Source organism: Donghicola tyrosinivorans, from assembly GCF_003003355.1.
Lineage (GTDB): Bacteria > Pseudomonadota > Alphaproteobacteria > Rhodobacterales > Rhodobacteraceae > Donghicola > Donghicola tyrosinivorans.
Map to the genome: position 1 here is coordinate 35,934 of NZ_PVTQ01000011.1, position 25,837 is coordinate 61,770.

Consider the following 25,837-nt stretch of genomic DNA (forward strand, 5'->3'; position numbering starts at 1 on the left):
TGAAAGAGGCCCTGCGCTGAATTTTCTCAGTCTTCCAGAGCCGCAAAATACGCAGCCAGCGCCGCGATTTCTTCGTCCGTCAATCGGCCTGCCATCATTTGCATGACCGGATGGGGACGGATTTTCTCCTTGTATGCATGCATTGCCGTCACGAAATCTTCGGTCGCCCACTGAGTAATCGAGGGGATCCCCTCGTCCCCACCATCGCGCTGATGGCAGGTCGTACACTCGCTAGATAGATATTCACCGTACTCCGGATCGCCCACAATCGCGAGGATCTCATCGGATAGCTCTATCTCCTTTGGGATCGCTGTCGGCTGCGCCTCGGGAATATCGCGGGGGCTGGCACTGAACTGGCGCAAGTAAGCCAGTACATCGTGGCGTTCCTGTTCGTCCTTCAACCCGCGAAAGTTCATGCGGGTGTCGCTGACCAGCGCCTTGGGGTTATTCAGGTAGGCGTCCAGATGTTCATAGTCCCAGACCAGCCCGTTGTTACCTTCACGGATCAAACCGTCGGAATAGCGAAAGCCTTCAATCGCGCCCGCTTTGCGACCGAAAACCTCGTTCAACTGGGGGCCGACCTTGTTCTTGGCGTCCGGCCCGACCGCGTGGCAGCTTTGGCATTTGCGGAAGATAACAGCGCCATTGTCGGCATCGCCCAATGCCTCGGTTTCTTCAGCAGCTAACGCCGGAGACAGAAAAGCAGCGGCGCTGAGCGCCACTGCTGAGAGGTATTTCGCAACACCCGACATCAGATCACTGACCGAAGGTCTTGAGGTATTCGATGACCGCGGCCACATCTTCCTCTTTCTTCAGACCCGCGAAAGACATCTTGGTGCCTTTTACCTCTCCCTTCGGATTAGCAAGGAACGCCGCCAGACGCTCGGGCGTCCAATCGCCGCCGTGATCGACCATCGGACCCGAGTATTTGAACCCGTCCGCGCTGGCCACAGCACGGCCCACGATGCCATTCAGCTGCGGACCCGAGCCGTTCTTGGCCCCGTCCCCAACCTTGTGGCAGGCTTTACACTTCTTGAAGACCTTCTCGCCTTTACCGGCCAGATCCATGTCGATGGCAGCGGGTGCTGCGGCCTCAACCACAGCTTCCGGTTCGGCTGCGGGCTCTGCAGCGGGTGCCGCTGCTTCTTCCGCTGCCGGAGCTTCGGCTGCCGGAGCAGTTGCGGCCTGCTCTTCCGCGGTATCGACACCCGGCGTCACGTCCAGATTTGTCGCGCGGCGGGTAATCTCGACGCTTTCCTTGCAGTTTTCCATGCAGGGCTCGCCGGACCAGATCGCGTATTCGGTCTCGGCCCGATCGTCGATGATAAAGCCTTCGGCGTTCGGCAGGACGATCTCGGTGAAGTTCTCGTTCGACAGAACAAAGTCGTCTTCGACCAGATAGTTCGAATAGAGAATGTAGGCCACAATCGCGTAGACCTCGTCCGCTGTCAGGCTTTGGGCATTGCCAAAGGGCATCGAGCGGTTGACGTAGTCCCATGTGGTCGACAGGTGCGGCCAGTAGCTGCCCACGGTCTTCAATGGGTCATCATCGGCCAGCGTGCCGTCACCACCCGCCAGCTTGGGCCAGTTGTCACGACCTTCGGCAAAGTCACCGTGGCAGACGGCGCAGTTGTCGGCAAAGACCTCTTCGCCGGTCATCACGTCGCCCGAACCTACGGGCAGGCCAGTGCCATCGGGGCTGACGTCCAAGTTCCACGCGGCGATCTCTTCGGGCAGTGCCTCACGGCCCAGACCAAAGGGCGCATCCGCCTTCGCCTCGTCCGCGTAAGCACGGGCGATCAGGTGGAATTCGCGGTCATTCTCGACGGCCACACGATCGAACTCGGCAGGCATCTCGGGGGTCAGACGGTCGGCGAAGTTCACCGACAGGGTCAGCATCAGCACAGTGCTGATGGCCGAGCCCGCAAAGAGTTTAAGAGACTTCGACATTTTCTGCCTCCCCGTTCGTTTTCACATGCCAGGTCTGGATACAGTTGTTGTGGTAGACCGAGTTCAGACCGCGCACTTCGCGCAGTTGCTTTTTGGTCGGCTGGACATAGCCGGTTTCGTCCATCGCGCGGGATTGCAGCAGCATCTCGCTGCCATCCCAATTGATGTCCAGATAGAAGCGCGCCAGAGCCTTGTCGCCGGGTTCAGACGCCAGACGGGCCTGCTGCCAAGTCTTGCCACCATCGATCGAGACATCGACGCGCTTAATCTTGCCATGGCCAGACCATGCTAGACCGGTGATAACCAGCGGGCCGGGACCGTGCTTGATCGGCGATTGGGGGCTGGGGCTGGTGACGACCGATTTGGCGTCCATAACCCAAGTCCACTTGCGGCTGGTGCCGTCCGCCAGCGTGTCGGTATACTTGCTGGTTTCTTCACGGCTTTCAACGGCTTGTGTGGTGACCTCAATGCGGCGCAGCCACTTGACCCACATGTTGCCTTCCCAACCGGGAACCACAAGACGAACGGGGTAGCCATGTTCTTTGCGCAGGGCTTCGCCGTTTGCCTTGAAGGCCACCAGAACATCTTCCAGCGCCTTTTCCAGCGGGATCGAGCGGCCGTTCGACGACGCATCCGCGCCTTCGACATAGACCCACTTGCCCTCGGTCTGGATGCCAGCCTCGTTCAGCAGGGTGCGCAGGGGCACGCCGGTGTATTCCATGTTGTGGATCATGCCGTGGGTGAACTGCGCACCGTTCAACTGCGCACCTGCCCATTCCATGCCGGTGTTCGCCGCACATTCGCAGAAGTACACATGCTGTTCGCGGGGAAAGCGTTCCAGATCTTCATAGGTGAAGACCAGCGGACGATCGACCAGACCGTTGATCATCAGGCGATAATCTTCTTTGGCCAGTTCAATCGCGCCCGAGTGGTGGCGTTCGAACGCACAGCCTTGCGGCGTGATGGTGCCATCCAGCGCGTGGATCGGCGTGAAGTTGATCGAGCTGATCGGGTCCGCCGTCAGCCACGGCACGTTGCGGCGCACCACGTCCTGTTCGAAGCGGATCGGCATCCCGTAGGGGGTTGCGTCCACGCCATCGCCCAAGCCCTGTGCCCAAGGCTGGATTTCAGTGATCAGCGGATCGGGAGTCGCGGCACGGACGCCGGTCGCGGCCCCTGCCCCGATTACAGCCGCACCCGCCAGAAACTGGCGACGCGATGCTTTAGGTCCCTTGAAGCTGGATGTCATTGTCCCTTGCTCCCTTTTTCAGATCGACGAATTCGCGTTCGTGAATTCGTAGGTGTAAAAAATTTTGCCGTAGTGGCGCGTTGTTACGCGCCAACCACTTTCACGGTGGTGTTGGGCTCGACCACAACGGTGCCCTTCTTGCGGATGTGGCTTTCGACCACGTCCCAGATCTCGGGACCTTCGGTCCCTTCGTTCACGCTGGCCCAACCGGCGACAACGTAATTCTTTGCGGGATCCAGCTGTTCGCCGGTCTTCAGCAGGGTCAGTTCGCTGATACGACTGCCTTGCGGTTTATTGATGTCGATGCGGTAGCCAAGACCACCCATGCGCACCATGTCCCCGCCCTGCTGGTAATAGGGGTTCGGGTTAAAGATGTTGTCGGCAACATCTTCCATGATGGTATGGATGAATTCGCCAGTCATCTCGGTGCGGTAGGCCTTGGGATAGGTCATCGAAGTGACGTTCCACAGGTCTTCTCGGGTGATCGCCTGACCCGGCAGGATCGACGGTCCCCAACGCACGCCCGGCGACATGGCGATGTCGGCCTCACGCTCTTCCAGAAGCGCCTGACAGATCAGGTCGTCCCAGGTGCCATTAAAGTTGCCGCGCCGGTACAGCAGCGAATCCGTGTGACCGATCACCTCGGACAGGGCGGATTCATAGGGGGCGCGCTGCTCATCAATCAGTGCGGCAACCTCTGCATCCGGTGTAATCACATCCGAGAAGATGGGGATCAGCTTGTGACGGAAGCCCATCAGGCGACCATCACGCACATCCAGATCGACGCGGCTTACAAACTTACCATTTGAACCGGACGCAACGATGATCGTCTGGCCCACAGCCACCGGCTCAGGGAGGGCGTCGTGGGTGTGGCCCGAGAGGATCACATCGATACCAGTGACGCGTTTCGCCATCTCGCGATCCACGTCAAAACCGTTGTGCGACAGAACGACGACCAGATCAGCACCTTGGCCGCGGACTTCGTCTACCATCGCCTGCATGTTCTCGTCGCGAATACCAAAGCTGTATTCAGGGAACATCCAACCGGGGTTCGCGATCGGCATATAGGGGAAGGCCTGACCGATCACGGCGATCTTGGCACCGCCACGTTCGAACCACTTGTAGGGTTTGAACAGCTCGGCGGGTTCGTCCCATTCGGCGTCAAAGATGTTCTGCGCCAGCGAGTCAAAGGGCAGTTCCTGCACCAACTGGTTCACACGCTCGGAACCAAGGGTGAATTCCCAGTGGAAGGTCATCGCATCAGGACGCAGAGCGTTCATGACGTTGACCATGTCCTGACCTTGAGTGTGGTAGCAGGTGTACGAGCCGTGCCATGTATCGCCACCATCCAGCAGGATCGCATCGGGGCGGTCGGCGCGGATCGCGTTGATCACGGTTGCCACGCGGTCCAGACCACCCATCTTGCCGTAGGTCTGACCCAGCGCGGCGAAATCATCATAGCTTAGCGCATAAGCCGAGGCCGAACCGTCGTCGATGCCGTAAAGCTTGCGGAAATCTGCGCCGGTCACATGGGGTACAACGCCCGCCACATCGCCCACACCGATGTTGATGCTGGGTTCGCGGAAATAGATCGGCTTCAGCTGCGCGTGAATATCGGTCACGTGAATCAGCGAGATGTTCCCGAAGGTGTCGAACTGAAGCAGTTGATCCTGCGTCAGGGCCTGCTGTGCAGCGAGACGGCTCCAGTTGCCAAAGCCTGAAGCACCGACCAAGGCCGAAGCGGCCATGCTGGCCTGAAGAAAATCGCGGCGGGAAATCATGAGTTACTGACTCCGAAATGTGATCCGTATCAGATCATTGAGGACAAAAGCTCCCTGCCCCGTGCAATAATGCACGGGCCAAGGCGTTGGTTTTAGGTAGTTTTTCGCTTAGTTGCGAACCGAGGGCCCTTCGACCGACAGACCGTTGCCGCGCGATGCGACATACAGTTCCAGCGCCACGAATTCGGGGCTACCGGGCTTGTAGGTTTCGGCACGGGTGTCGCGAACGCAGCCCTTGAAGCGGTCGTGGACCGAGTTCAGCTTGGCGTTGTTCAGACGATACACGGGAAAGCCGTTGATCTGGCCCTGGCTGAGGTGGTCAGCGCGGATCAGATTGTCGTAGTTATCTTCGTGGCAGTTCGCGCAGGACAGCTCCAGCTGGCCGGTGCGTGTGTAGTACAGCTCTTTACCCTGTTCCCAGGTTGCCTGAGCGGGACCGTCGATCGCCACGTTAACGGGCAAGCCACGCGACACCGACGAAATCAGCGCCGACATGTCGGTCATTGCGCCATCGCTATAGCCGTAAGCCTCGGCGCCCATGTTCTCGGTACGGCACGCGTTGATCTGCATCTCAATGGTGCGGACCTCGCCTGCGTCCTCGTTCCACTTGGGGTAAACCGCTTTGACACCGGCCAACGTTTCGGGCTCGCCATGGCAAGACGCACAGCTTTTGCCTTCGCTGCCTTCGACAGTCGCCCATGTTTCACGCGCATCGTCGACACCCAGCATGCCGGGGTTGTCAAAGTCGTCACGCTGCAGGTCCTGCGTATCGGGCGTACGGAATTCCCAGCCCGACTGGATCGTGCTGATGTTTTCCATGTGCGCAGGTGCCGCGGTGTTGGTGACGATTTCGATGTCGCCGTTGATCACCAGCGGCGCAGCGCCGTGGCCTTCTGCGCCAGCAACGCTTGCCAGTGCGAACGAGCTGACAGCCAGCCCCATCGCGATCAGTGCCTTGCTCTTGTTTAGCTTGGTCATATGTTCCTCCCTGAAGCCAGTGAGCGGGGCGGCAAGGTTATCCTCCTCCCGCGCCCCGCGCCTTCGCATTAGACGCTGATCGACTGAGTGTCTTCGTAGACCGAGCCGTCGTCATCGTACCAAGTGAACTTGAAGTCACCTGCTGCGGGAACAGTGGCGTCGAACTCGAAGTACGGGTTGGTCGAGATCGCCGGCTCCAGCGTCACATCGATCACCATCTCGCCGTTAAACTCGCAGGTGAAACGGTTGATGATCGAGCGCGGAATCACGTTGCCGCTGCTGTCTTTGCGCTGGCCCGATTCCATCGGGTGGCTGATCAGGGTCTTGAGGGTGATGGTTTCACCAGCCGAAGCGGACTTGGGAACCTTAACGCGGGGGCGTACACCAGATGCCATTTTAGGACTCTCCTAGGAATTTCGTTGATCGACAGGTCGCGGGCGGTTAGCCGCCACAGCCGCCGATGGTCACTTTGACGGTCGACGAGGCCTTCACGAAGCTGCCGTCCGCCATTTTGGCGATTGCGACAACGTCCTGAGTGCCAGCCAGACGGATACGGGTGGTCACTGCCTGCGAACCGGCCAGAGGACCAAAGTTGAAGGTGGCCACACCGGGGGTCGGGTTGCCGGTGGCCAGCAGCATGATGCTTGCCGCGCCGGGCGCGTCGACAGTGATCGGAACAGTGTTGCCGTTTTCCGCGATTTCAGGCGCGGTCAGGGTGATGCCAGCATCGCCCATGGCAGCGCCGCCGGTGAACTCTGCGATATTGTCGTCAGCCGAAGCCGATACACGGAACGGCAGCGCAGCCATTGCCGCAGCGCCGAAGCCCATAGCGATGGTCTCGCGTCGGGTGAATTGCATGGTTTTCTCCTCTAAGCTCTTAAGTCGCTTATTATTCTTTCAGGGTCAGCAGGAACGCGACCACGTCCTCGATGTCCTGCGCGCTGAGCAGCGGACCAAGGGGTTCAGTCGGCGCCTTACCTGTGTAGGCGTCACCGGGGCGGATATAGCCTTCGGTTTTGTAGAACGCGGGCATGATGGTACCCTCGTAGGTCATCTTGGCGTTGGCCACGATGCCGCGCATCTCTGCTTCGTTCCAGCGATCGCCTACCCCATCCAGAACGGGACCGACTTCACCGTGGAACGGAAATTCAGCAAGACCGGCTGCCGCGTGACACGACACGCAGTTGCCTTTGCTCTTGGTGCCCATGATCACTTTGCCATTGGCAGGATCACCTGCCACGCCAGTCAGCGACTGGGCTACGGCGCCATATTCATCATACTGGACCTCTGCCGGAGCAACGGGCTCGGCGGCTGCGATACCGGCAACACAAGCGAGCGCGGCCGCAAGTGAAATTGAAATCTTCATGTTTCCTCCCTGGCTACCATTCTGGGCTGGTTAGCTTTGTACACGATAGAACACCGTGACTTCGCAACGCAACAACAAATTCATGTACTTGAATTTTAGAAGATGTTGCACCGCAGCATTCTGCAACGATTTTATTGCGATCTTTCCTGTTCGATCATCCGCGCAAGGTACTTCTGGAACGGCTCATCTCCTTGATAGCCCTTCTCAACAACCCAGCGTAACATGTTCAAAGTAGTCATCTTTCCGAAAGCACCGGGCATATTCACCACGGTCGCCTGATTGGCCATCAGCCCCTCTGGAACCTCTTCGGGAAAAAACATCATTGTGGGCGTGAACATCGCCCCCCAACGGCGCACCATGTCCTTTTCGGCCATGGCTGTACCGTCAAAATCGACCACTTCGACGTCGCCGAACATGTTGATCTGCACCACGAAGAAATTGTCCTTAATGAAGGAATCAATCGCCGGATCGGGAAAAACCTCTTCGTGCATTTTGGTGCAATAGATGCAGCCGCGCTGCTCGATGATGATGGCCAGACGCAAGCCCTCGGCATTCGCCTCTTCCAGATCATCGCGCAGGTCTTTGAAGGTATCGCGCATCCAATCGGTCTTGTGCAGACCGTCGTCGCCCATTGTGGCGGCCCCTGCGGGCAGCGCCATTGCCAGCATCAAGGCCAGCGTCGTTCCAAGTCTCAACATGTCTTTCCTCCCCAAAAAGACGCGGCCCCTCAGCCGAAAGTACCGAACGATGGGAACCACTCGATCATGAATGCCGCGATAAGGTTGACGGCATTCGTCGCAATCAAAATCGCGAAAAGGATCAGCATGACCCCCATCGCCTTTTCCACATAGGCCAGATGACGCCGGTGCTTTGCGGCCCACTTCAGGAACGGGCGGGCAAACAATGCCGCCACCACAAAGGGCGCGGTCATGCCGATTCCATAGACCAACAGCAAAGTGCCCCCCTGCCACAGATCCCCCATCCCGCTGGCGATCATCAGAATCGAGGCCAGCGCCGGCCCCACGCAAGGGGTCCAGCCAAAGCCGAAGGCCAGTCCCATCAGATAGGCGCCGCCGATGGTCGAGGGCTCGGCCTTGCTTTCAAGCCGCGCTTCTCTGTACAGAAAACCGATGCGCAGAATGCCAAGGAAATGCAGACCGAACACAAACAGGATCGCCGCAGCAACATAGGAAAGCGGTTGTTTCCATTGGGCAAATGCCTGCCCGACAGCGGTTGCTCCCAGTCCAAGCATGACGAAGATCGTGGTTACACCAGCTGCAAAAGCCACCGCACTGATCACCAAGCGCCGCTGCGCGCCTTTGTTGATCTCGCCCGCCCCGTTCAGCTCTGCCATGGACAAACCGGCCATGTAGCTTAGGTAGAACGGCACCATCGGCAGAATGCATGGGGTGAAGAACGATAAGAGACCCGCAAGGGCTGCACCAAGGTACGACACATCGAACATTGAAATTCTCCCCACTTATTCATATATTCGATTGCATCGACGTTACACTCTGTCAACGGTAGAAAAGAGATCACATGTTCCGCCGCCTCATCAGCGCTATGGCCTTCGCGGGGTTTGCAACGGCAGCACCTGCCGCCGATCTACTGATGGTCGAACAGACCGGCTGCGCCTATTGCGTTCTGTGGCATAAGCAAATCGGTCCGATCTACCCGAAGACAGCAGCCGGAGCCACCGCACCCCTTGCGCAGATCCAGCTGACAGACCTGAAAGACGACGGACCGGTCATCAAACGGCCTGTGGTCTTTACTCCGACCTTTCTCTTGGTAGAAAACGGTGCGGAAATCGCGAGACTCGAAGGATACGCGGGCGAAGACTTTTTCTGGCCCCTTGTTGAAAAGATGATCGCAGACCACATGCCATTGGCAGCAAAGCCTGTGGCGGTGAACTGAACGGTTAGGATTTTAAGGTAGTCAAATGTCTCTCCCTGCACTTTCAAATGACCTGAGTGAGTTCGAGATGGATCGCATGGTCGAACGCGCGACCAATGCCTCGAACTTTCTAAAAGCCATCAGCCATGAAGGCCGCCTGATGATCTTGTGTCATCTGGTCTCTGGCGAGAAATCCGTGACCGAACTGGAAGAGCTGCTGGCCGCACGTCAGGCTGCGGTCTCGCAGCAGTTGTCGCGCCTGCGCCTTGAGGGACTGGTTGTCCCGCGCCGTGATGGCAAAACCATCTACTACAGCCTTGCCGATGACCGTCCCAAACGGATCCTTGAACGGGTCTACGAAGTCTTCTGCGAAGAGGAATAGTCTTCGCTAAAAGCTTTTGGTAGCCTGTCGCATACAATCGGGCTTGGGGAGGAGCACGGATGTTTGCAGGTCTACCGGACGCAGTCCTTGTGACCATGATTGGTGGTGTCACAGGGCTGGCTCTTGGGCTGGCGGCACGGCTGGGGCGTTTTTGCACCCTCGGTGCTATTGAAGACCGCACTTACGGCGGCAGCTCTGTGCGGATGCGCATGTGGGGCATCGCAATCGGCGTGACCTTGGTGATGGTCTTTGCAGCCCTGAAGCTTGGCTGGTTCGATCCGACCGAAGCGTTCTACCTGAATTATAAATGGCTACCGTGGCAATCGGTGATCGGCGGCGGCCTGTTCGGCTACGGCATGGCGCTGGCGGGAAACTGCGGCTATGGTGCGCTTGCCCGTTTGGGCGGCGGTGATCTGCGGTCCTTCCTGATCGTGGTCGTCCTCGGGATTTCTGCCTATGCCACCCTCTCGGGACCGACGGCATTTATCTTTGATACGGTATTCCCCCGCATCCCAGCCGAGCATCCCCAAAGCTACGCCTATCTAGCCGAACGCCTGACCGGCATTGATGCGGCTTGGTTCGGCATCTTGGCGGGGCTTGCGATCCTGACCTACACCCTCAGCGATCAAGAGATGCGACAGGACCGCTCTGCGATCCTATGGGGTGCTGTCGTTGGGCTGGCGATTGCGGGCGGCTGGATCGGCACGCACTATGTCTCAAACCACGGGTTCGAGGTGACGCCGGTGGTGTCGCACAACTTCTCTGCCCCGATTGGCGAGACGATGCTGTGGCTCATGCTGGGAGAGAACCACGCCCCTACCTTCGCAATCGGATCGGTCATCGGCGTCTGGAGCGGCGCGCTAATTGGCAGCTTTATGCTAGGTCACTTCCGCTGGGAGGCGTGTGAAGACCCGCGCGAGCTGCGTCGTCAGATTTATGGAGCGATTATGATGGGCGCCGGTGCGGTCATCGCCATGGGTTGCACCATTGGGCAAGGCATCACCGCCTTCGGACTGCTCAGCTATTCAGCGCCAGTCACCATGGTCTCAATCTATTTCGGTGCCGCATTTGGCCTGCGACACCTGATCGAAGGGTTTGAAATCGCGGACTAGCGATTAAGCAGGAACTTTGATCTTCGGTGTGCGCTGGCTACAGGTCGGCGCCATCAGCAACAGGTCTTCCAACTGGTGGTTCTCGCAGATCAGCATCTCAAGTGTGATCTTCTCCAGATGGCTGTAAAAGGCGTTGATCGCCTCCGAGATCGCAATCCGCAAGCGGCAGGCCTCGGTCAGCGGGCAGGTGTTGTCCACATCGGCAAAGCATTCGGCGACGGGCACGTCGGCCTCTAGCTGGCGGAACACATCCCCGATCGAGATCTGCTCGGCAGGGCGCGACAGGGTCAACCCGCCCCCGCGACCGCGGGTGGTGCTTAGGAAACCAAGCTGCGACAGCTGGTTCACAATCTGCCCCAAATGGTTTTCCGAGCTGTTACAGGCCTCAGCGATGTCATGCTTGGTAACGCGGCGATCGTCATTCACCGCACAAAACATCAGAGCGCGGATGGCGATATTCGTTCTTTTCGTGATGCGCACGTTACGTCCTCCGATTCATCTGCAAAGGACGCTATCAGAAGGTGTATCAAGTAAACTTGATCTAGATCAGATGTGAGTTTTTGATAAATCTTCAAGAATGGGGCAATCAGGGCGATTGTCCCCCGCGCAGCAATCCACCAAGGTTGCAAGAGTGGCACGCATTTCCTGCAATTGCTTCAGTTTCACTTCAATCTGCGCCAGATGGTTTTTCGCAATACTGCGCACATCTGCAGATGACCTTTCGCGGTCTTCCCATAGCGCCAGCAGGTTGCGGCAATCCTCAATCGAAAAATCCAAATGCCGTGCCCGACCGATAAACGCCAGTTTATGCATGTCGCTGTCTGCAAATTTGCGATAGCCGTTCGCGCCCCGTGCAGGTCTGATCAGGCCAATCTCTTCGTAATAGCGGATGGTTTTGGCGGGCAGACCTGTCCGCTCTGCAACCTCTGAGATATTCATCTTGCTCAAATACCTTTTGTTGACCTTACCTATGTCCGCACGCCTTTTCATAAAGGCAAGCACCGGCAAGGAAACAAGAGGTAGGCGTTAATTCTGTGGCGAACAGATCAGAATTTTCGCATCTGACAATTTTTGACGCACAGCTTTTGCCATTTGAACAGCGCCCGGCGTGTCCCCGTGCAGGCAAATCGTATCCACCGGCACATTCACCCGCGCACCGGACTGAGCAATCACACAGCCCGCCTGAACCATCGCCAGCACCCGCTGCGCCACCTCTTCGGGATCGTGCAGCACAGCGCCCGGACGGGACCGAGGCACAAGGGTGGCATCATCCTGATAGGCGCGGTCGGCAAAAATCTCGGCACTGTAGGTCGCGCCCAATGCCGCTGCCGCCCGTTGCTGCGCCGTGCCTGCAATAACGAACAGGCGCAGATCGGGGATCACCTGAAGCGCCGCGCGATAGCAAACCTCGGCCATCGCCTGATCGCGGGCTGCCATATTTGCCATCGCCCCGTGTAGCTTCAGATGAGCAACCGGAACGCCCTGCCCCGCAGCCATCGCCGCAAAGGCGCCGACTTGGTATTGCACCAGCGCCGCCAGCTCGTCCGAAGGCAAGTGCACATCACGGCGGCCAAAGCCTTGCAGATCGTCGAACCCTGGGTGGGCTCCGACAGCCACGCCTTTGACCTTGGCGGCGGCAATCGTTTTGGCCATCACCAAGGGATCGCCCGCATGTTTGCCGCAAGCCACATTGGCGCTGCTGATCACCTCCAAAAGCGCGGCGTCATTGCCCATGACCCAAGGGCCAAAGCTTTCGCCCATATCGGCGTTCAGATCGACAGTGATGGTCATTCCCAAGTCTCCGGATCGGTGGCCGAGACAACGCCCGCCACAAGGGTATAGCCTAGCAAATCATGCATCTGATGCGGGTCTCGCACCAGAGGGGCAACGCGGCCCTTCAAAGCAGCCAGTTCGGCAACGAAAGTGGCGCGGGCCGCCAAAGCCTCTTCCAGATCCACAAAGCGGAACCGAACCTGTTTGCCCGCTTGCACCTGCGCGAAGGCAGGCAGATCGGCCGAGATCACCGTGGCAATCCGTGGATAGCCCCCTGTGGTCTGCGCCTCGGCCAACAGAACAAACGGCGTGCCGTCACCGGTCATCTGGATATCGCCAAGGCTGACGATTTCGGACGTGATGGACAGCCCCTCGGGCATCGCAACGCCATCGCCATCGACCTGCAACGCCGCTCCCATGCGGCTGCTGCGGGCGGTCTTGGTCAAACTTGTGGTCTCAAGCCAAGCACGTCCATCGTCGCCGAACAATGCTGTCTGGACCGACGGCAAGACGCGGAACACCTGTGCATCATTCCAAGCGCGTTCGGGCAAGCCGTTTCCCATCAGCGCGGGCTTGGGCTGCACAGGCAACACGTCGCCCGCCACCAGTTCTGCGCCAATACCGGCCTGAAGATGGGCACTGCGGGCTCCGAAACAGTCAGGCACAGAGATCTGACCCGCAACGGAAAGATAGCCATAGACACCCTGCCGCGCCGCGCTCACCTCTAGCACCGCGCCTGCGGGCAAAAGATGCGATGCGCCCCAGCGCAGGGGCACCCCGTCCACGTTGGCCTTCATCACCGCGCCCGTCAAAGCGACGGTCAGATCGGCCTGCATGCAGCGAAATTTTCCGCCCGTCTGTGTCATCTCGATGGAAAGGCCATCATAAGCGCTGCCCAAGAGGGCCGCAGCCTCGGCCAAGGCCACAGGGTCCATTGCCCCGCCACGGGACAGCCCATAGGCCGAAAGGCCCACGCGGCCCGCGTCCTGCAAGGTCATGCGCGGACCTGCGGAAAGGATCTCCAATTGAACGCTCATGGGCTGGACCTTTCAATAAGGAGCCCGCCAGCCGCCAGATGGGCGCGGAAGGCCCCCTCACCACAGGGCGCAAAGCGCAAGGTATCACCGGCAGTCAGGAATTGGTCCGGCCCGCCCGAAGCATCCCAACCACGCCACGCCGCCTGCCCGATCTGCCGCCATCCGGTCGAGGACGGCACCGCAAACAGCACGATCTGCCGGATCGCTGCGGTGATCGCACCCACCGGCACTCGAGGCGTCAGACTGGTCTGGCGGGGGACATTCCACCCCTCAGGCAATTGCCCCAGATAGGGCATGCCGGGGGCGAACCCCAACGCCAGAACACGCAGCGGCGTTTCCGAAAGCTGTGCAATCAGATCGCTTTCAGAAATTCCTGATAACTCAGAAAATTCAGATATTTGCGGCGCGAAGTCACCATCAAAGCAAGACGGCAATTCCCAATGGCGCGCCTCTGGCATGGGGGCCGTGAGCCAGTCCCGATCTGCCATCAACTCCTTGATCTTCGGAATGATCTGCGCGTGCGGCAACGCCACCGGATCAAAGCGGATAAAGGCAGATTTCAGGGTGCTGCCGACCTCGGTCACACCGCGCAAGCGCAGCCCTTCCAAGGCACGGCGAAAAGCGATCGCGGCGGCGTTGGCCTCCATCATCAGAGAGGAGCCGAATTCCACCAGCAGGCCATCCTCGCCCAGATTGTGTAGTGTGGGGCTACTGTCCTGCACCATGTTCCTTACCCGTCTGCTTGGCGGCCAGACTAGGGAAATGCCCCGCCGCTGCAAGAGGGCTTTAGCGGTGCAAAGGCGGCATATGCCGAACCAGCGCGACCAGCAGAAACCCGACCATCGCTCCGTTCAAGAGATGCCAAAGGTAGTGCGTCCCGATGGGCAGCGCGCCGCAGACCTGCAAGTCGATGGCCCGAAACACCAATGACAGCGCAAATGTCCCCGCCGCCAAGGCCATCCAGCGCCAACCAGCAAAGCCGTGGCCATTGAGAGTGCGGCAAAGATCACCAAAGCCGCCAGCGCCGCCAGAGGGAAGGACAGATTGGACAGGGTATTCAGAGGCTCATTCCACAGGCCAAAGGCCAAAGGCTGAGCGCTCGCAGTAAAGGTCAATGAATTCGGGCGTCATGGCAAAGACTTATGTTCTGAAATCGCCCCGATCTTAGACCTTAGCCCTTGGATCGCAGCGAAAAACCCCCGCGGTTCAGCGCGGGGGTTTTCGGGATTATTCTGCGGCGTCCATGTAGTCCGACAAGGGTGGACAGGTGCAGACCAGATGACGGTCACCAAAGACGTTGTCCACACGGCCGACGGGCGGCCAGTATTTGTCCACGCGGAAGCTGGCAGCAGGGAAACATCCGGCCTCGCGGCTGTAGGGACGGTCCCAATCCCCCACCAAGGACGCCACCGTATGGGGTGCGTTCTTCAGCGGGTTGTTGTCACGGTCCATCTCGCCCTTGGCAATCGCCTGCGCCTCTTCGGCAATAGCGGCCATTGCGGTGATGAAACGGTCCAGCTCTGCCTTGGTCTCGGATTCAGTGGGTTCCACCATCAAAGTGCCCGCCACCGGCCAGCTCATGGTCGGTGCGTGGAAGCCATGGTCCATCAGGCGCTTGGCCACATCATCCACGGTCACGCCAGCACTGTCTGCAAAAGGACGGGTGTCCAAGATGCATTCGTGTGCCACACGGCCAGAGCGGCCTTTGAACAGCACATCATAGTGGTCCTTCAACTGGCTGGCGATGTAGTTGGCCGACAGGATCGCAACCTTGGTCGCCTGCGTCAGACCTGCCCCGCCCATAGCCAAACAGTAAGCCCAAGAGATCACCAAGATCGACGCCGAGCCCCAAGGGGTCGAGGTCACAGGACCAGTCTGCCCCCCCGTTTCCGGATGACCGGGCAGATAAGGTGCCAGATGGGATTTCACGCCAATCGGACCCATGCCAGGACCACCGCCGCCATGCGGGATGGCAAAGGTCTTGTGCAGGTTCAGGTGGCTGACGTCCGCGCCAATCTCCCCCGGTTTGACTAGACCGACCAATGCGTTCAGGTTCGCACCGTCCAAGTAAACCTGACCGCCGTAACGATGGGTGATGGCGCAGACCTCACGCACGGTTTCCTCAAACACCCCGTGGGTCGAGGGATAGGTGATCATACAGGCCGCCAGATCGTCGCCGGCCGCCTCGGCCTTGGTGCGGAAGTCCTCAAGGTCAATGTCGCCGTTCTCCAGCGATTTGACGACGACCACCTTCATGCCGCACATCTGGGCGCTGGCAGGGTTGGTGCCATGGGCCGAGGTCGGGATCAGGCAAACCTTGCGGTGCGCGTCCCCATTGGCCTTGTGATAGGCCATGATGGTCAGAAGACCTGCATATTCCCCCTGCGCACCGCTGTTGGGCTGCATGGACATGGCGTCATAGCCGGTGACCATACACAGAATGCGGCTAAGGTCATCGACCAGTTCCTGATAGCCTTCGCGCTGGTCGGCGGGGGCAAAGGGGTGAATGGCGCTGAATTCGGGCCACGTAATGGGGGCCATTTCAACAGCGGCGTTCAGCTTCATGGTGCAAGAGCCAAGCGGGATCATCGCGCGGTCCAGCGCCAGATCACGGTCACTGAGGCGACGCATGTAGCGCATCATCTCGGTCTCGGCGCGGTTCATCTGGAAGATCGGGTGGGTCAGGTAATCGCTTACGCGGACCAGATCTTCGGGCAGACGATAGGCGTGGTGATAGTCATCAAAGCTGCGGGTGATGCCAAAGGCTTCCCACAGACGTTCGATGGTTTCACCACGGGTTGTCTCATCCACCGCGATGCCAAGCTTGCTGGCCCCCACTTTACGCAGGTTGATTTTGCGATCCAAGGCGGCCTGATAGATCACGCCCTGCATAGGGCCGACCTCAACCGTCACCGTGTCAAAGAAGTTTTCAGGCTCGACCGCGAAACCGGCGCTTTCCAGACCTTCGACGAATTGCACCGCCACGGCGTGGATACGCTGCGCGATGGCCTTCAGGCCCTTAGGGCCGTGGAAGACCGCATACATCCCCGCCATCACCGCCAGCAGCGCCTGCGCCGTACACACGTTCGAGGTCGCCTTTTCGCGGCGGATATGCTGTTCGCGGGTTTGCAGCGACAGACGATAGGCAGGCGTTCCGTGGCTATCAACCGACACGCCCACAATCCGCCCGGGCATCGAGCGTTTGTAGGCATCGCGGCACGCCATATAGGCCGCGTGGGGACCACCACCGCCAAGAGGCACGCCAAAGCGCTGGGTGTTGCCGACAGCGATGTCGGCACCCATAGCGGCAGGCTCTTTCAAAAGGGTCAGGGCCATCGGGTCCGCGACCACAATACCAAGGGCGTTCGCCGAATGCAGCGCATCGATCTGCGCGGTGAAATCGGTCAGACCGCCATAGGTGCCCGGATATTGGAAGATCGCAGCAAAGACCTGATCGGGCACCAGATCGGTGGCGGGATCACCGACGATCACCTCATACCCCAGCGGCTCGGCGCGGGTTTTCATGACCGCGATGTTCTGAGGATGGCAGTTCTGGTCGATAAAGAAGCCCTTGGCTTTGGTCTTGGCAACACGCTCAGCCATGGCCATCGCCTCGGCGCAGGCGGTGCCTTCGTCCAGCAGCGAGGCATTGGCGATCTCAAGCCCAGTCAGATCACAGACCATAGTCTGAAAGTTCAACAGTGCCTCAAGACGGCCCTGAGAAATCTCGGGCTGGTAAGGGGTGTAGGCCGTGTACCACGCGGGGTTTTCCAGAATGTTGCGCTGGATCGCAGGCGGGGTCACGGTGCCGTAGAACCCCTGCCCGATCATCGAGGAGTTCACAGTGTTTTTCTTGGCGATCTGACGCAGGAACCACGTCAGTTCGCGCTCGGACTTGGGCGCGCCAAAGTCCAGCGGATCGGTGGTGCGGATGCTGGCGGGCACCGTCTCATCGATCAGGGCATCAAGGCTGTCTGCCCCCACCGCTTCCAGCATCAGCGCCATCTCCTCGGGCGAGGGCCCGATGTGGCGACGGTTGGCGAAATCGTAGGGATCGTAGTCAGTGGGGGTAAACGGCATGATGATCCTCAGCCCGTAAAGTCGTTATATGCGTCCGCGTCCATGAAACCGTCGATGACCGACAGGTCCGCGACCTTCATCTTGAAGAACCAGCCCGCCCCAAGCGGGTCTTCGTTCACCAATGCGGGGTTGTCGGCGATGGCCTCGTTGACCTCGACGATCTCGCCGTCCAGCGGCGCCAGAATGTCCGAGGCCGCCTTGACGCTCTCGATCACCACGATCTCTTCGCCCTTTTCCACTTCGCGGCCCACATCGGGCAGCTCGACGAAAACAACATCACCCAGCTGGGTGCTTGCGTGTTCGGTGATGCCAACGACCAGAATGTCGCCTTCGACCTTCAGCCACTCGTGTTCTTCGGTGAATTTCATGGGGGTCTCTCCCTGTGTTTATCGTTTGAAGGTGTTGGGGACGAAGGGCAGGTCCACGACCTGTACAGGCATACGCTTGCCGCGCACTTCGCCGAAAAGGGTGGTTCCGGTGGCCGCCAGATCGCGGTCCACGTAGGCCATCGACATGGGCGCTTCGAGGGTCGGGCCAAAGGCACCACTGGTCACTTCGCCGATGGGGTCGGTGGCGTCCTCGGAGGCAAAGATCATCGTGTGGGCACGCATGGGCGCACGGCCTTCGGGGCGCAGACCTACGCGGGTACGCGATGCGCCATTGGCGATCTGGTCCAGAATGATGTCCGCGCCGGGAAAGCCGCCTGCCCGTTCGCCGCCCGTGCGGCGGGTTTTCTGGATGCCCCAGACCAGCGCGGCCTCAACCGGCGTGGTGGTGGGGTCAATATCATTGCCATGCAGACACAGGCCCGCCTCAAGGCGCAGGCTATCACGGGCGCCAAGGCCGATCGCCTCGACCGCCTCTTGCGCCAGCAGGGCTTTGGCAAAGGCAACGGATTGATCCGCCGCGACCGAGATCTCAAAGCCGTCCTCGCCGGTGTAACCGGAACGCGAGACCCAGAGTTCACCGAAATCGCTGGCAACCGTGGCCACATCCATGAACACCATATCCGGCAGCGCAGGCGCGATGGCCTTCAACGCCGCCTCTGCCGCAGGGCCTTGCAGGGCCAGCAAGGCGCGGTCGGTGATCTCCTCGACCCCGTCGATATGGGCACGCAGGTGGGCCAGATCGGCCTCTTTGTTGGCGGCATTCACCACCAGAAACAGATGATCGCCACGGTTGGCAAACATCAGGTCATCCAGAATACCGCCCTGATCATTGGTAAAGAACCCGTAGCGTTGGCGACCCTCTTTCAGACCCAGCACGTTCTGGGGGATCAAGCCTTCCAGCGCCGCGCCCGCGTTTGCCCCGCGCAGGATCACCTGCCCCATGTGGCTGACGTCAAACAGACCTGCCTGCGCACGGCAGTGCAGATGCTCGTTCATCACGCCAAGGGGATACTGTACGGGCATCTCATAGCCCGCGAAAGGCACCATCTTGGCGCCAAGCTCCAGATGCAGGTCGTATAGCGGTGTGCGATGCAGATCGCTCATTCGTCTCTCCGGTTCTCCGGAGGCGCACTCCGGCATCGTAAAATGACGGCAAATCCCGTCACCCGATGCCCCCTCTGTCCGTTGCGCCTGAGATCGCTATCCCTTCGGCGGACGCTGTTCGCGCCTCTCTCCAGAGTTTTTGAGTAGGAAGGTTCTTTTGCCTGAGAGTTTACCGGGGCGGTTGCTCCTTCGGCCCTGAGAGTACTCAGTGTCTCCCGTTCCTGTCGTTTTCCCTAAAAGAAGAGTCGCAATGGCGCAATAGGGATTCTTTATCGATTTGAAACTGCGGCACCTTTGCGGGCCGCGACGGCGTCAAAATGCACAAAGGCGACCCGATGGGCCGCCTTTGCAGATGTCCGATGGACGGTCTTCAGTGATCGTCGGGATGCTCTTCGGCCAGCCGAGCATCCTCGCGCAGCTCTAGCCACATGGCGTTCAGAACTGCCAGCAAAGCGGCCAGAGGCAGACCCAGCATCCATGCAAAATACCACATAAGATTGGCTCCTTTTCCTTAGTACAGCGTCTCGCCGCTGGTTTTGATTTGCTCTTCGGTGACCTTGCCCCACAGCACTTTGTAGACCCATGCGGTGTAGGCCAGAATGATCGGCATAAAGAACACCGCCGCCACCAGCATGATGAACAAGGTCATGTGCGAGGACGACGAATCCCACACCGTAAGCGAGCTATCGGGATCGACCGAGCTTGGCAGGATGAAGGGAAACATGGTCAGCCCCACGGAAGAGATCACCCCAAGGATGCCCAGTTTGGACCACAGCAGCGTGGTCGCCTCGCCCCCCGACTGCAAGCCGCGCAAGGCCATGGCCATCCCGACGAACCCCATGATGGGCGCCACGATGATCCACGGACGATCTGCATAAGCTGCCAGCCAACTGCCGCCGTGAGCCACGCCATTGAACAGCGGGTTCGACGGGCCATCCACTGCTACTGCGTGGGTGAAGTGATAGCCCGGCATCATTGTCAGCCAAAGACCGGCCAGCGCATAGCCTGCCATCGCCACCACACCCGCGCGAGTGCCAAAGCGGCGGGCACGGGACTGGATCAGCCCTTCGGTCTTCAGATTGATCCAAGCCGCGCCATGCATGGTCAGCATTGCCAGCGACGTCAGACCCACCAGCAGCGCAAAGGGGTTCAGAAGCCCAAAGAACGAGCCCTCATAGGTCGGCATCAGAAAGTCATTCAGGCGGAACGGCACACCGCGCAGCACATTGCCCACGGCCACGCCAAAGATCAGCGCCGGAACCGCGCCACCAGCAAACAACGCCCAATCCCAGACGCTGCGCCACGTACTGCTTTGCCGTTTACTGCGGTATTTGAACGCCACAGGCCGCACGATAAACGCCGCCAGAACGATGAACATCGCCATGTAAAAGCCGGAAAAGCTGATCGCATAAAGCGGCGGCCAAGCGGCAAAAATCGCACCGCCCCCAAGGATGAACCACACTTGGTTGCCTTCCCAGACGGGGCCAACAGTGTTGATCACCACGCGGCGTTCGGTGTCATTGCGGGCGACGAAAGGCAGCAAAGCCCCCGTCCCCATGTCAAAGCCATCGGTCATCGCGAACCCGATCAGCAGCACCCCCAGAAGGGCCCACCAGATCACGCGCAGCGTGCCGAAATCGATCAATTCATGCAGGATCATCTTCGTTTACTCCGCAGGGGTTGCGCCGGGGACGTTGCCGTCATGGGTACGCAAACGGTGGCTGTGCTTTTCCATCCACTTGTCCGTGATCTCCTCGTCCTGGACGGGGCCTTTGCGGATGTACTTCAGCATCAAGCCCATTTCGACGATGAAAAGGACCGAATAGAACAGGCTGAAGCCCGCGATGGTCAGCAACAGCTGCCCTGCGCTTAGGTTACTGACCGACATGGCGGTTGGCAGAATGCCGTCTACGGTCCAAGGCTGACGGCCGAACTCGGCCACGATCCAGCCCATCTCGGCGGCGATCCAAGGGGCGGGAATGACCACGACGGCCAGACGCAACGCCCAACGGGGGAACTGCATGCCTTTGAACGATGCGCGGTAAAAGAAGTACCCCAGAACAGCGATAAAGCTGAACCCAAGGCCCACCATGATACGGAACCCCCAGAACAGCGGCCAGACGGTGGGCACGGTATCCTCGGCCGCCTGCGCAATCTGCGCGTCGGTCGCCTGACGGGGATCATCCAGATACCGCAGCAACAAGAAGGCATAGCCCAAATCGTCGCTGTGCTCCTCAAAGGTCGCCTTCACAGTGTCAGAGGTCTTCTCACGCTCGGCCTGAATGGTCATCAGCGCGTCATAGGCGATAAGACCCGAGCGAACGCGCTCTTCGGCCTCTTCCACCAGCTGCTCGATCCCCGGAATTTCCGTGTCCAGCGAGCGGGTGCCGATCAGGCCCATCACATAAGGCACGTGGATCGCATAGTGGGTTTCGCGTGCCTCTTGATCAGGGATACCGACCAGCGTGAACGAGGCTGGTGCGGGCTCGGTCTCCCACATGGCCTCAATCGCGGCCAGCTTCATCTTCTGGTTCATGCCCGCGTCATAGCCGCTTTCATCCCCCAGAACGACGACCGACAGGGCCGAGGCCAGACCGAAAGACGACGCTATTGTGATCGAGCGGCGGGCCAGTTCCACATGGCGTCCCTTCAGCAGATACCAACTGGACACCCCAAGCACAAAGATCGACGCGGTCACATAACCCGCCGATACGGTGTGAACGAACTTGGCCTGCGCCACTTCGTTGAAGATCACCTCAAAGAAGTTCGTCATCTCCATCCGCATGGTCATCGGATTGAATTCCGCGCCCACGGGGTTCTGCATCCAGCCGTTGGCGATCAAGATCCACAGGGCCGAGAAGTTCGAGCCGATCGCCACCAGCCATGCCACCACAAGGTGCTGCACGCGGCTGAGCTTATCCCAACCAAAAAAGAACAGACCCACAAAGGTCGCCTCAAGGAAAAAGGCCATCATGCCTTCCAGCGCCAGCGGTGCGCCAAAAACGTCGCCCACATAGTGGCTGTAGTAGGCCCAGTTCATGCCGAACTGGAACTCCATCGTGACGCCGGTTGCGACACCCAGCACAAAGTTGATCCCGAAGAGGGACCCCCAGAATTTCGTCATTTGCCGCCAGATCGGGCGGCCTGTCATCACATAGACTGTCTCCATGATCGCGACGATGATCGACAGACCCAGCGTCAGCGGCACGAAGAGAAAGTGATACAAGGCGGTCAGCGCAAATTGCAGGCGCGACAGCTCTACCACATCGAATTCCATTTCCTTCTCCTTCGCAGGAAAGCTGAAACAAAGATTCAGCTTTACAGGTGCATTCGTGCCTCATGAAGCAACTGGCGCACCTTGATCCATGTCAAAAGATGAATCACAGATTTGGAATTTATGAGAGCGCAAATCAGCGCAGGGGGATCACCCGATCCGCAAAGCGGCGGTCAGACTGGCGATGGCTGGCGATCACAATCGCCGCCTCTGGCAGGGCTTTGCGCACCCCTTCCAGTACCGCTTTGGCCGTGGCTTGATCCATACCTTCTGTTGGCTCATCCATAAGCAAAATCATAGGCTTGCATGAAATAGCTCGTGCAATTGCCACACGTCGACGCTGGCCGCCCGACAGGGTATCGCCCGCAACACCAACGGGCGCATCCAAGCCGCCCCGCGCAACCAGTAACTGCGACAGATCGACCGAGCCATAAAGCGACTGCATAGCGGCATTGTCCATCTCTCCGCCAGCCAGAGTCAGGGTCTCTGCGAACGTCCCGCTTAGCAGGACAGTGCGCTGGGGCACGTAACCCAGCATGTCCCGAAGGACAGCTTCGGGCATCTTGTCCGGCGCAGCACCATAGATTCGCACCGCCCCGTGGGTTGGCGCCGCAAGCCCCGCCAACTGCCCCAACAGCGTGGTCTTACCGCCTCCGGATGCGGCCGAGAGGATCACCGTTTCCCCTGCCCCAACCGTAAAGCTGATCGGCGCGTCATCGCCGCGCAAGCGCCAGTCGCGCACTTCGATCATAGGAGCAGACAGATCGGCCTGCGCCGCGCCGGGATCCGGTGCAACGGCCATGACATCCCGCTGCACGCGGCGGGCCGCATCGGCCATCCGCCCCAGTTCTGAAACGGCACGGGCCAGCGGCATCAGGCTTTCACCCAAGGCCAAGGCCACCAGAACCGCCATCATCGCCAGCGGAGCGCTCAGCGCCCTCTCAGCCACAGCTGTGAAGCCCACATAGACCGACAGCGCCAATGAGGTTTGCACCCCAAGACTGGTCAGCAAACGTGTCCCGCGCTCGATCCGATCTTGTTTATCCTGAGCATCATCCAGACGACGGGCCGCCGACATCACATGATCGCGTTGCCGCCCCATCGCACCGTAGACGGTCAGATCAGCGCGGGCGGCGAACAGGTCATAGGCCCGCTTGCGCACCGCTTGTAGGGCGCGTTCGGCGCGGGTGGCAGGTTTCAGCCCTGCCCGCCCGAACATTGCCACCACCACCACCACCGCTGCGATCTGGGGCGCAACCACTGCCAGCGCGACAGGCCATGAGGTCAGCCAGACCAGTACCCACAGCGCCGCCAGTTGCGTCAGAACACCAGCCCCAAGCGGCAAGGCCAAACGCAGCAGCACCCCGTCCAGCGCATCCACATCCGCCACCATCCGGTTCAGGGCGCTACCGGCCCGCAAACGCTCGATCCCGCGCAGGGGGCGGGTCATCAGACCGGCCAACAAATCCACGCGCAAAGCGGCTAGCGCCCGCAAGGTCGCCTCATGGGTCACAACACGCTCACCATAGCGGGCCGCCGTGCGGCCAATGGCCAGAAAACGCACGCCTGCGCTGGGACGGAAGACGTCAAATAAAACGCCACTGCCCGCAAGGCCCGCGATCCCGGCCGCCGTGATGAACCAGCCCGACACACCCAGCAGCGCCACGCCCATCAAGAGCACCGCCACCGTCAGCAATGCTCCCGCAATGATCGACTTGGGGGCAGAGGCAACCGTCCGCCTCAGGATAAACCACATCGCCCTCATGCTGCGGCCTCCGCAAGTTCCGGCGCGATTTGCAGATCACACGCAGCGATAAGAGCAGGGTCATGGCTGGCGATCACCAACATCGCGCCCGAAGCGCGTAGCCCCTGCAAATGCTGGCGCACCGCCTGCGCGGTCTCTTCATCCAGATCGGCGGTCGGCTCATCGACCAGCAAGACTTTGCCGCCAGCCAGCAAGGCACGGGCCAGTGTGATCCGCCGCGCCTCTCCCCCCGAAAGCCCTGCGCCAGAGGTGCCAAGCGATGTACCAAGACCCTTGGGAAGCGCGACCACTTGCGCGGCAACGCCTGCATCTTCCAATGCGCGCATCGCAGCAGAGCGATCAGCATCCGGCGCACCAAGACGCAGGTTCGCCAGAACCGACCCTTCTAAAAAATGGGGTGACTGCGGCATCCAGCCCAAACCGGCCCGCCACGCATCGGCGGTCTCATCGGTCAAAAGGGTGCCATTCACCACAACCTGTCCGCCTGCCACGGGCAGCAGCCCCGCGATAGCGGCCAGCAAAGTGGATTTCCCAGCACCACTGGCACCGCTGACGGCCAAAGCCTGACCGGCTGCAACCGTGACATCGGGATAGCTGATGATTTGATCGCCACGCCGGATCCGCACCCCTTTCAGGGACAGTTCCGAGGCAGCAGCGGCCGGCTTCGCGGCATCTGCATTCCCCAGAATGGTGTCCGCCTGCGCCTCACGCCACTGGGCGAGTTCTGCCAGCACCGCATTGGCGGAGGCACGGTCATGCCATGCAGCCGACATCTCGCGCAGGGGGGCGAAGAAATCAGGGGCGATCAGCAGCAGGAAAACGCCGGACCAAATGCTTAGCGGAGCGCCCCACGTGCCAAATCCGATCTCACCCAGCAGGGAAAAGCCCACATAGACCGCCATCATCGCCACCCCAAGGGACGAGAATAGCTCTAGAACGGTCGAGGTCAGAAACGCGATGCGCAGCACTTCCATCGTGCGCTTGCGCAGAGTGTCGGCGCTGGTGCGAAACTGATCCAGAACGCGGGTCTGCGCCCCAAGAACACGCAGGTCCAAAAGCGCACTGACCCGTTCTGACAGCATGGTGCCAAGGCTTGCCATCTGGTCCAATTGCCGTGCGCTGGCCTGCTGCGCCGCCATCCCCACAAGGGCCGAGAACAAAGGGATCAGCGGCCCCGCCACCAGCAGGATCAGCCCCGCCGCCCATGATTGCCAGAAAGCAACCACCAGCAGAACCAAAGGCACCGTCCGCACCCGCAGGCCTGCAGGGCCATAGCGCAGGATCGCAGGGCGCAGCATCTCTAGCTTTTCTGCCAGCAGCCCTGCCAGAACAGCAGGAGACTGGCTTTGATGGCGGCGGCTTTCGGTGTTTAGAACCTCGGTCCGGTAGGCCGCAACGGTCCGTCGGGCCATCGCCGACAACCTGCCGCTGGCAAAAAAGTCCAGACCGGCCCGCATGCCCCCCAGCGCCAGCAAACCCGCGCCCAAAGGCAGCAGCCCCGCCAAATCACCCGCAATCGCTCCAGCTACGCAGCTTGCGATCAGTGCCGCCTGCCCCAGCCATAGCAAGGACGACAGTACCAGCGCCGCTTCGGCAGCAGGGTCCCGTGGCAATTTGGCTGCGGAGGTCTTTGTCTTGCGCGTCATGGTTTCGGGGCTACCCGCGCGCCGTCACAAGAACAAGAGCGATAGATGCGACAAATTC

General features: G+C 60.0%; 27 protein-coding genes and 1 riboswitch. Of the genes, 3 read left to right on the top strand and 24 right to left on the bottom strand.

What is annotated here, in order from left to right; all coding sequences use genetic code 11:
• Positions 1–26: 26 nt before the first annotated feature.
• From CLV74_RS14930 to CLV74_RS14975, 10 genes are all read right to left on the bottom strand, one after another.
• Positions 27–752: a c-type cytochrome gene (locus CLV74_RS14930; protein WP_106266307.1), complete on the bottom strand. Its 726-nt coding sequence runs from the start codon at positions 750–752 to the stop codon at positions 27–29.
• A gap of 4 nt (positions 753–756) precedes the next feature.
• A complete protein-coding gene (locus CLV74_RS14935) occupies positions 757–1,950 on the bottom strand; it encodes a c-type cytochrome (RefSeq protein WP_106266309.1) in 1,194 nt (397 codons plus the stop codon).
• Positions 1,934–3,199: a sulfite dehydrogenase gene (gene soxC / locus CLV74_RS14940; RefSeq protein WP_106266311.1), complete on the bottom strand. Its 1,266-nt coding sequence runs from the start codon at positions 3,197–3,199 to the stop codon at positions 1,934–1,936. Before soxC ends, CLV74_RS14935 begins: the two co-directional genes overlap by 17 nt.
• A gap of 83 nt (positions 3,200–3,282) precedes the next feature.
• Positions 3,283–4,980 carry a thiosulfohydrolase SoxB gene (soxB, locus tag CLV74_RS14945; protein WP_106266313.1) on the bottom strand — a complete coding sequence of 566 codons (1,698 nt, stop codon included), beginning with the start codon at positions 4,978–4,980 and terminating at the stop codon, positions 3,283–3,285.
• A 108-nt stretch (positions 4,981–5,088) separates the two neighbouring features.
• Complete coding sequence (soxA, locus tag CLV74_RS14950) at positions 5,089–5,958, bottom strand: sulfur oxidation c-type cytochrome SoxA (protein WP_245888563.1); 870 nt, start codon at positions 5,956–5,958, stop codon at positions 5,089–5,091.
• A 68-nt stretch (positions 5,959–6,026) separates the two neighbouring features.
• Positions 6,027–6,353 (bottom strand): thiosulfate oxidation carrier complex protein SoxZ, encoded by a 327-nt coding sequence (gene soxZ, locus CLV74_RS14955; RefSeq protein ID WP_106266315.1) that lies wholly within the window; start codon positions 6,351–6,353, stop codon positions 6,027–6,029.
• Positions 6,354–6,399: 46 nt separating this feature from the next.
• A complete protein-coding gene (gene soxY / locus CLV74_RS14960; protein WP_106266317.1) occupies positions 6,400–6,816 on the bottom strand; it encodes a thiosulfate oxidation carrier protein SoxY in 417 nt (138 codons plus the stop codon).
• Between the two features lie 31 nt (positions 6,817–6,847).
• The gene (soxX, locus tag CLV74_RS14965) at positions 6,848–7,324 is read right to left on the bottom strand and encodes a sulfur oxidation c-type cytochrome SoxX (protein ID WP_106266319.1); all 477 of its coding nucleotides are present in this window, start codon (positions 7,322–7,324) and stop codon (positions 6,848–6,850) included.
• Positions 7,325–7,455: 131 nt separating this feature from the next.
• Complete coding sequence (locus tag CLV74_RS14970) at positions 7,456–8,022, bottom strand: SoxW family protein (protein ID WP_106266321.1); 567 nt, start codon at positions 8,020–8,022, stop codon at positions 7,456–7,458.
• 29 nt (positions 8,023–8,051) lie between these two features.
• Positions 8,052–8,789, bottom strand: coding sequence for a cytochrome c biogenesis CcdA family protein (locus CLV74_RS14975; protein WP_106266323.1), 738 nt, complete (start codon positions 8,787–8,789; stop codon positions 8,052–8,054).
• 74 nt (positions 8,790–8,863) lie between these two features.
• Here CLV74_RS14975 and CLV74_RS14980 point away from each other — a divergent pair, with 74 nt between their 5' ends.
• The 3 genes from CLV74_RS14980 to CLV74_RS14990 are packed head-to-tail and all read left to right on the top strand — an operon-like array spanning position 8,864 to position 10,711.
• A complete protein-coding gene (locus CLV74_RS14980; RefSeq protein ID WP_106266325.1) occupies positions 8,864–9,238 on the top strand; it encodes a hypothetical protein in 375 nt (124 codons plus the stop codon).
• A 25-nt stretch (positions 9,239–9,263) separates the two neighbouring features.
• Positions 9,264–9,599, top strand: coding sequence for an ArsR/SmtB family transcription factor (locus CLV74_RS14985; protein ID WP_106266327.1), 336 nt, complete (start codon positions 9,264–9,266; stop codon positions 9,597–9,599).
• A gap of 59 nt (positions 9,600–9,658) precedes the next feature.
• On the top strand, positions 9,659–10,711 hold the full coding sequence (locus tag CLV74_RS14990) for a YeeE/YedE family protein (RefSeq protein WP_106266329.1): 1,053 nt from the start codon (positions 9,659–9,661) through the stop codon (positions 10,709–10,711).
• 3 nt (positions 10,712–10,714) lie between these two features.
• Here CLV74_RS14990 and CLV74_RS14995 read toward each other — a convergent pair whose 3' ends face one another.
• The 14 genes from CLV74_RS14995 to CLV74_RS15055 all read right to left on the bottom strand — a co-directional run bounded on the left by CLV74_RS14995 (position 10,715) and on the right by CLV74_RS15055 (position 25,779).
• Positions 10,715–11,191: an RrF2 family transcriptional regulator gene (locus CLV74_RS14995; protein ID WP_106266331.1), complete on the bottom strand. Its 477-nt coding sequence runs from the start codon at positions 11,189–11,191 to the stop codon at positions 10,715–10,717.
• Between the two features lie 66 nt (positions 11,192–11,257).
• Positions 11,258–11,650, bottom strand: a complete 393-nt coding sequence (gene cueR / locus CLV74_RS15000; RefSeq protein WP_106266333.1) for a Cu(I)-responsive transcriptional regulator — start codon at positions 11,648–11,650, stop codon at positions 11,258–11,260.
• Positions 11,651–11,737: 87 nt separating this feature from the next.
• Positions 11,738–12,502, bottom strand: a complete 765-nt coding sequence (locus CLV74_RS15005) for a LamB/YcsF family protein (protein WP_106266335.1) — start codon at positions 12,500–12,502, stop codon at positions 11,738–11,740.
• Positions 12,499–13,521 (bottom strand): 5-oxoprolinase subunit C family protein, encoded by a 1,023-nt coding sequence (locus CLV74_RS15010; protein ID WP_106266337.1) that lies wholly within the window; start codon positions 13,519–13,521, stop codon positions 12,499–12,501. Before CLV74_RS15010 ends, CLV74_RS15005 begins: the two co-directional genes overlap by 4 nt.
• Entirely contained in the window at positions 13,518–14,246 is a 729-nt protein-coding gene (locus tag CLV74_RS15015; RefSeq protein ID WP_106266339.1) for a 5-oxoprolinase subunit B family protein, read from the bottom strand. The genes CLV74_RS15010 and CLV74_RS15015 overlap by 4 nt, the downstream gene beginning before the upstream one ends.
• A gap of 61 nt (positions 14,247–14,307) precedes the next feature.
• On the bottom strand, positions 14,308–14,481 hold the full coding sequence (locus CLV74_RS22860; RefSeq protein WP_170108072.1) for a hypothetical protein: 174 nt from the start codon (positions 14,479–14,481) through the stop codon (positions 14,308–14,310).
• Between the two features lie 267 nt (positions 14,482–14,748).
• The gene (gene gcvP, locus CLV74_RS15020; protein WP_106266341.1) at positions 14,749–17,601 is read right to left on the bottom strand and encodes an aminomethyl-transferring glycine dehydrogenase; all 2,853 of its coding nucleotides are present in this window, start codon (positions 17,599–17,601) and stop codon (positions 14,749–14,751) included.
• Positions 17,602–17,609: 8 nt separating this feature from the next.
• Positions 17,610–17,969, bottom strand: a complete 360-nt coding sequence (gene gcvH, locus CLV74_RS15025) for a glycine cleavage system protein GcvH (protein ID WP_106266344.1) — start codon at positions 17,967–17,969, stop codon at positions 17,610–17,612.
• A gap of 18 nt (positions 17,970–17,987) precedes the next feature.
• A complete protein-coding gene (gcvT, locus tag CLV74_RS15030) occupies positions 17,988–19,094 on the bottom strand; it encodes a glycine cleavage system aminomethyltransferase GcvT (protein ID WP_106266346.1) in 1,107 nt (368 codons plus the stop codon).
• Between the two features lie 140 nt (positions 19,095–19,234).
• Positions 19,235–19,322, bottom strand: a riboswitch (glycine riboswitch).
• 142 nt (positions 19,323–19,464) lie between these two features.
• Entirely contained in the window at positions 19,465–19,587 is a 123-nt protein-coding gene (gene cydX / locus CLV74_RS15035) for a cytochrome bd-I oxidase subunit CydX (protein WP_106266348.1), read from the bottom strand.
• A gap of 18 nt (positions 19,588–19,605) precedes the next feature.
• A complete protein-coding gene (gene cydB, locus CLV74_RS15040) occupies positions 19,606–20,754 on the bottom strand; it encodes a cytochrome d ubiquinol oxidase subunit II (RefSeq protein WP_106266350.1) in 1,149 nt (382 codons plus the stop codon).
• A gap of 6 nt (positions 20,755–20,760) precedes the next feature.
• Positions 20,761–22,371, bottom strand: a complete 1,611-nt coding sequence (locus CLV74_RS15045) for a cytochrome ubiquinol oxidase subunit I (RefSeq protein ID WP_106266352.1) — start codon at positions 22,369–22,371, stop codon at positions 20,761–20,763.
• A 133-nt stretch (positions 22,372–22,504) separates the two neighbouring features.
• Positions 22,505–24,133, bottom strand: coding sequence for an amino acid ABC transporter ATP-binding/permease protein (locus tag CLV74_RS22590; protein WP_146134966.1), 1,629 nt, complete (start codon positions 24,131–24,133; stop codon positions 22,505–22,507).
• A complete protein-coding gene (locus CLV74_RS15055) occupies positions 24,130–25,779 on the bottom strand; it encodes an ABC transporter ATP-binding protein/permease (protein WP_106266354.1) in 1,650 nt (549 codons plus the stop codon). The genes CLV74_RS22590 and CLV74_RS15055 overlap by 4 nt, the downstream gene beginning before the upstream one ends.
• Positions 25,780–25,837: the final 58 nt, after the last annotated feature.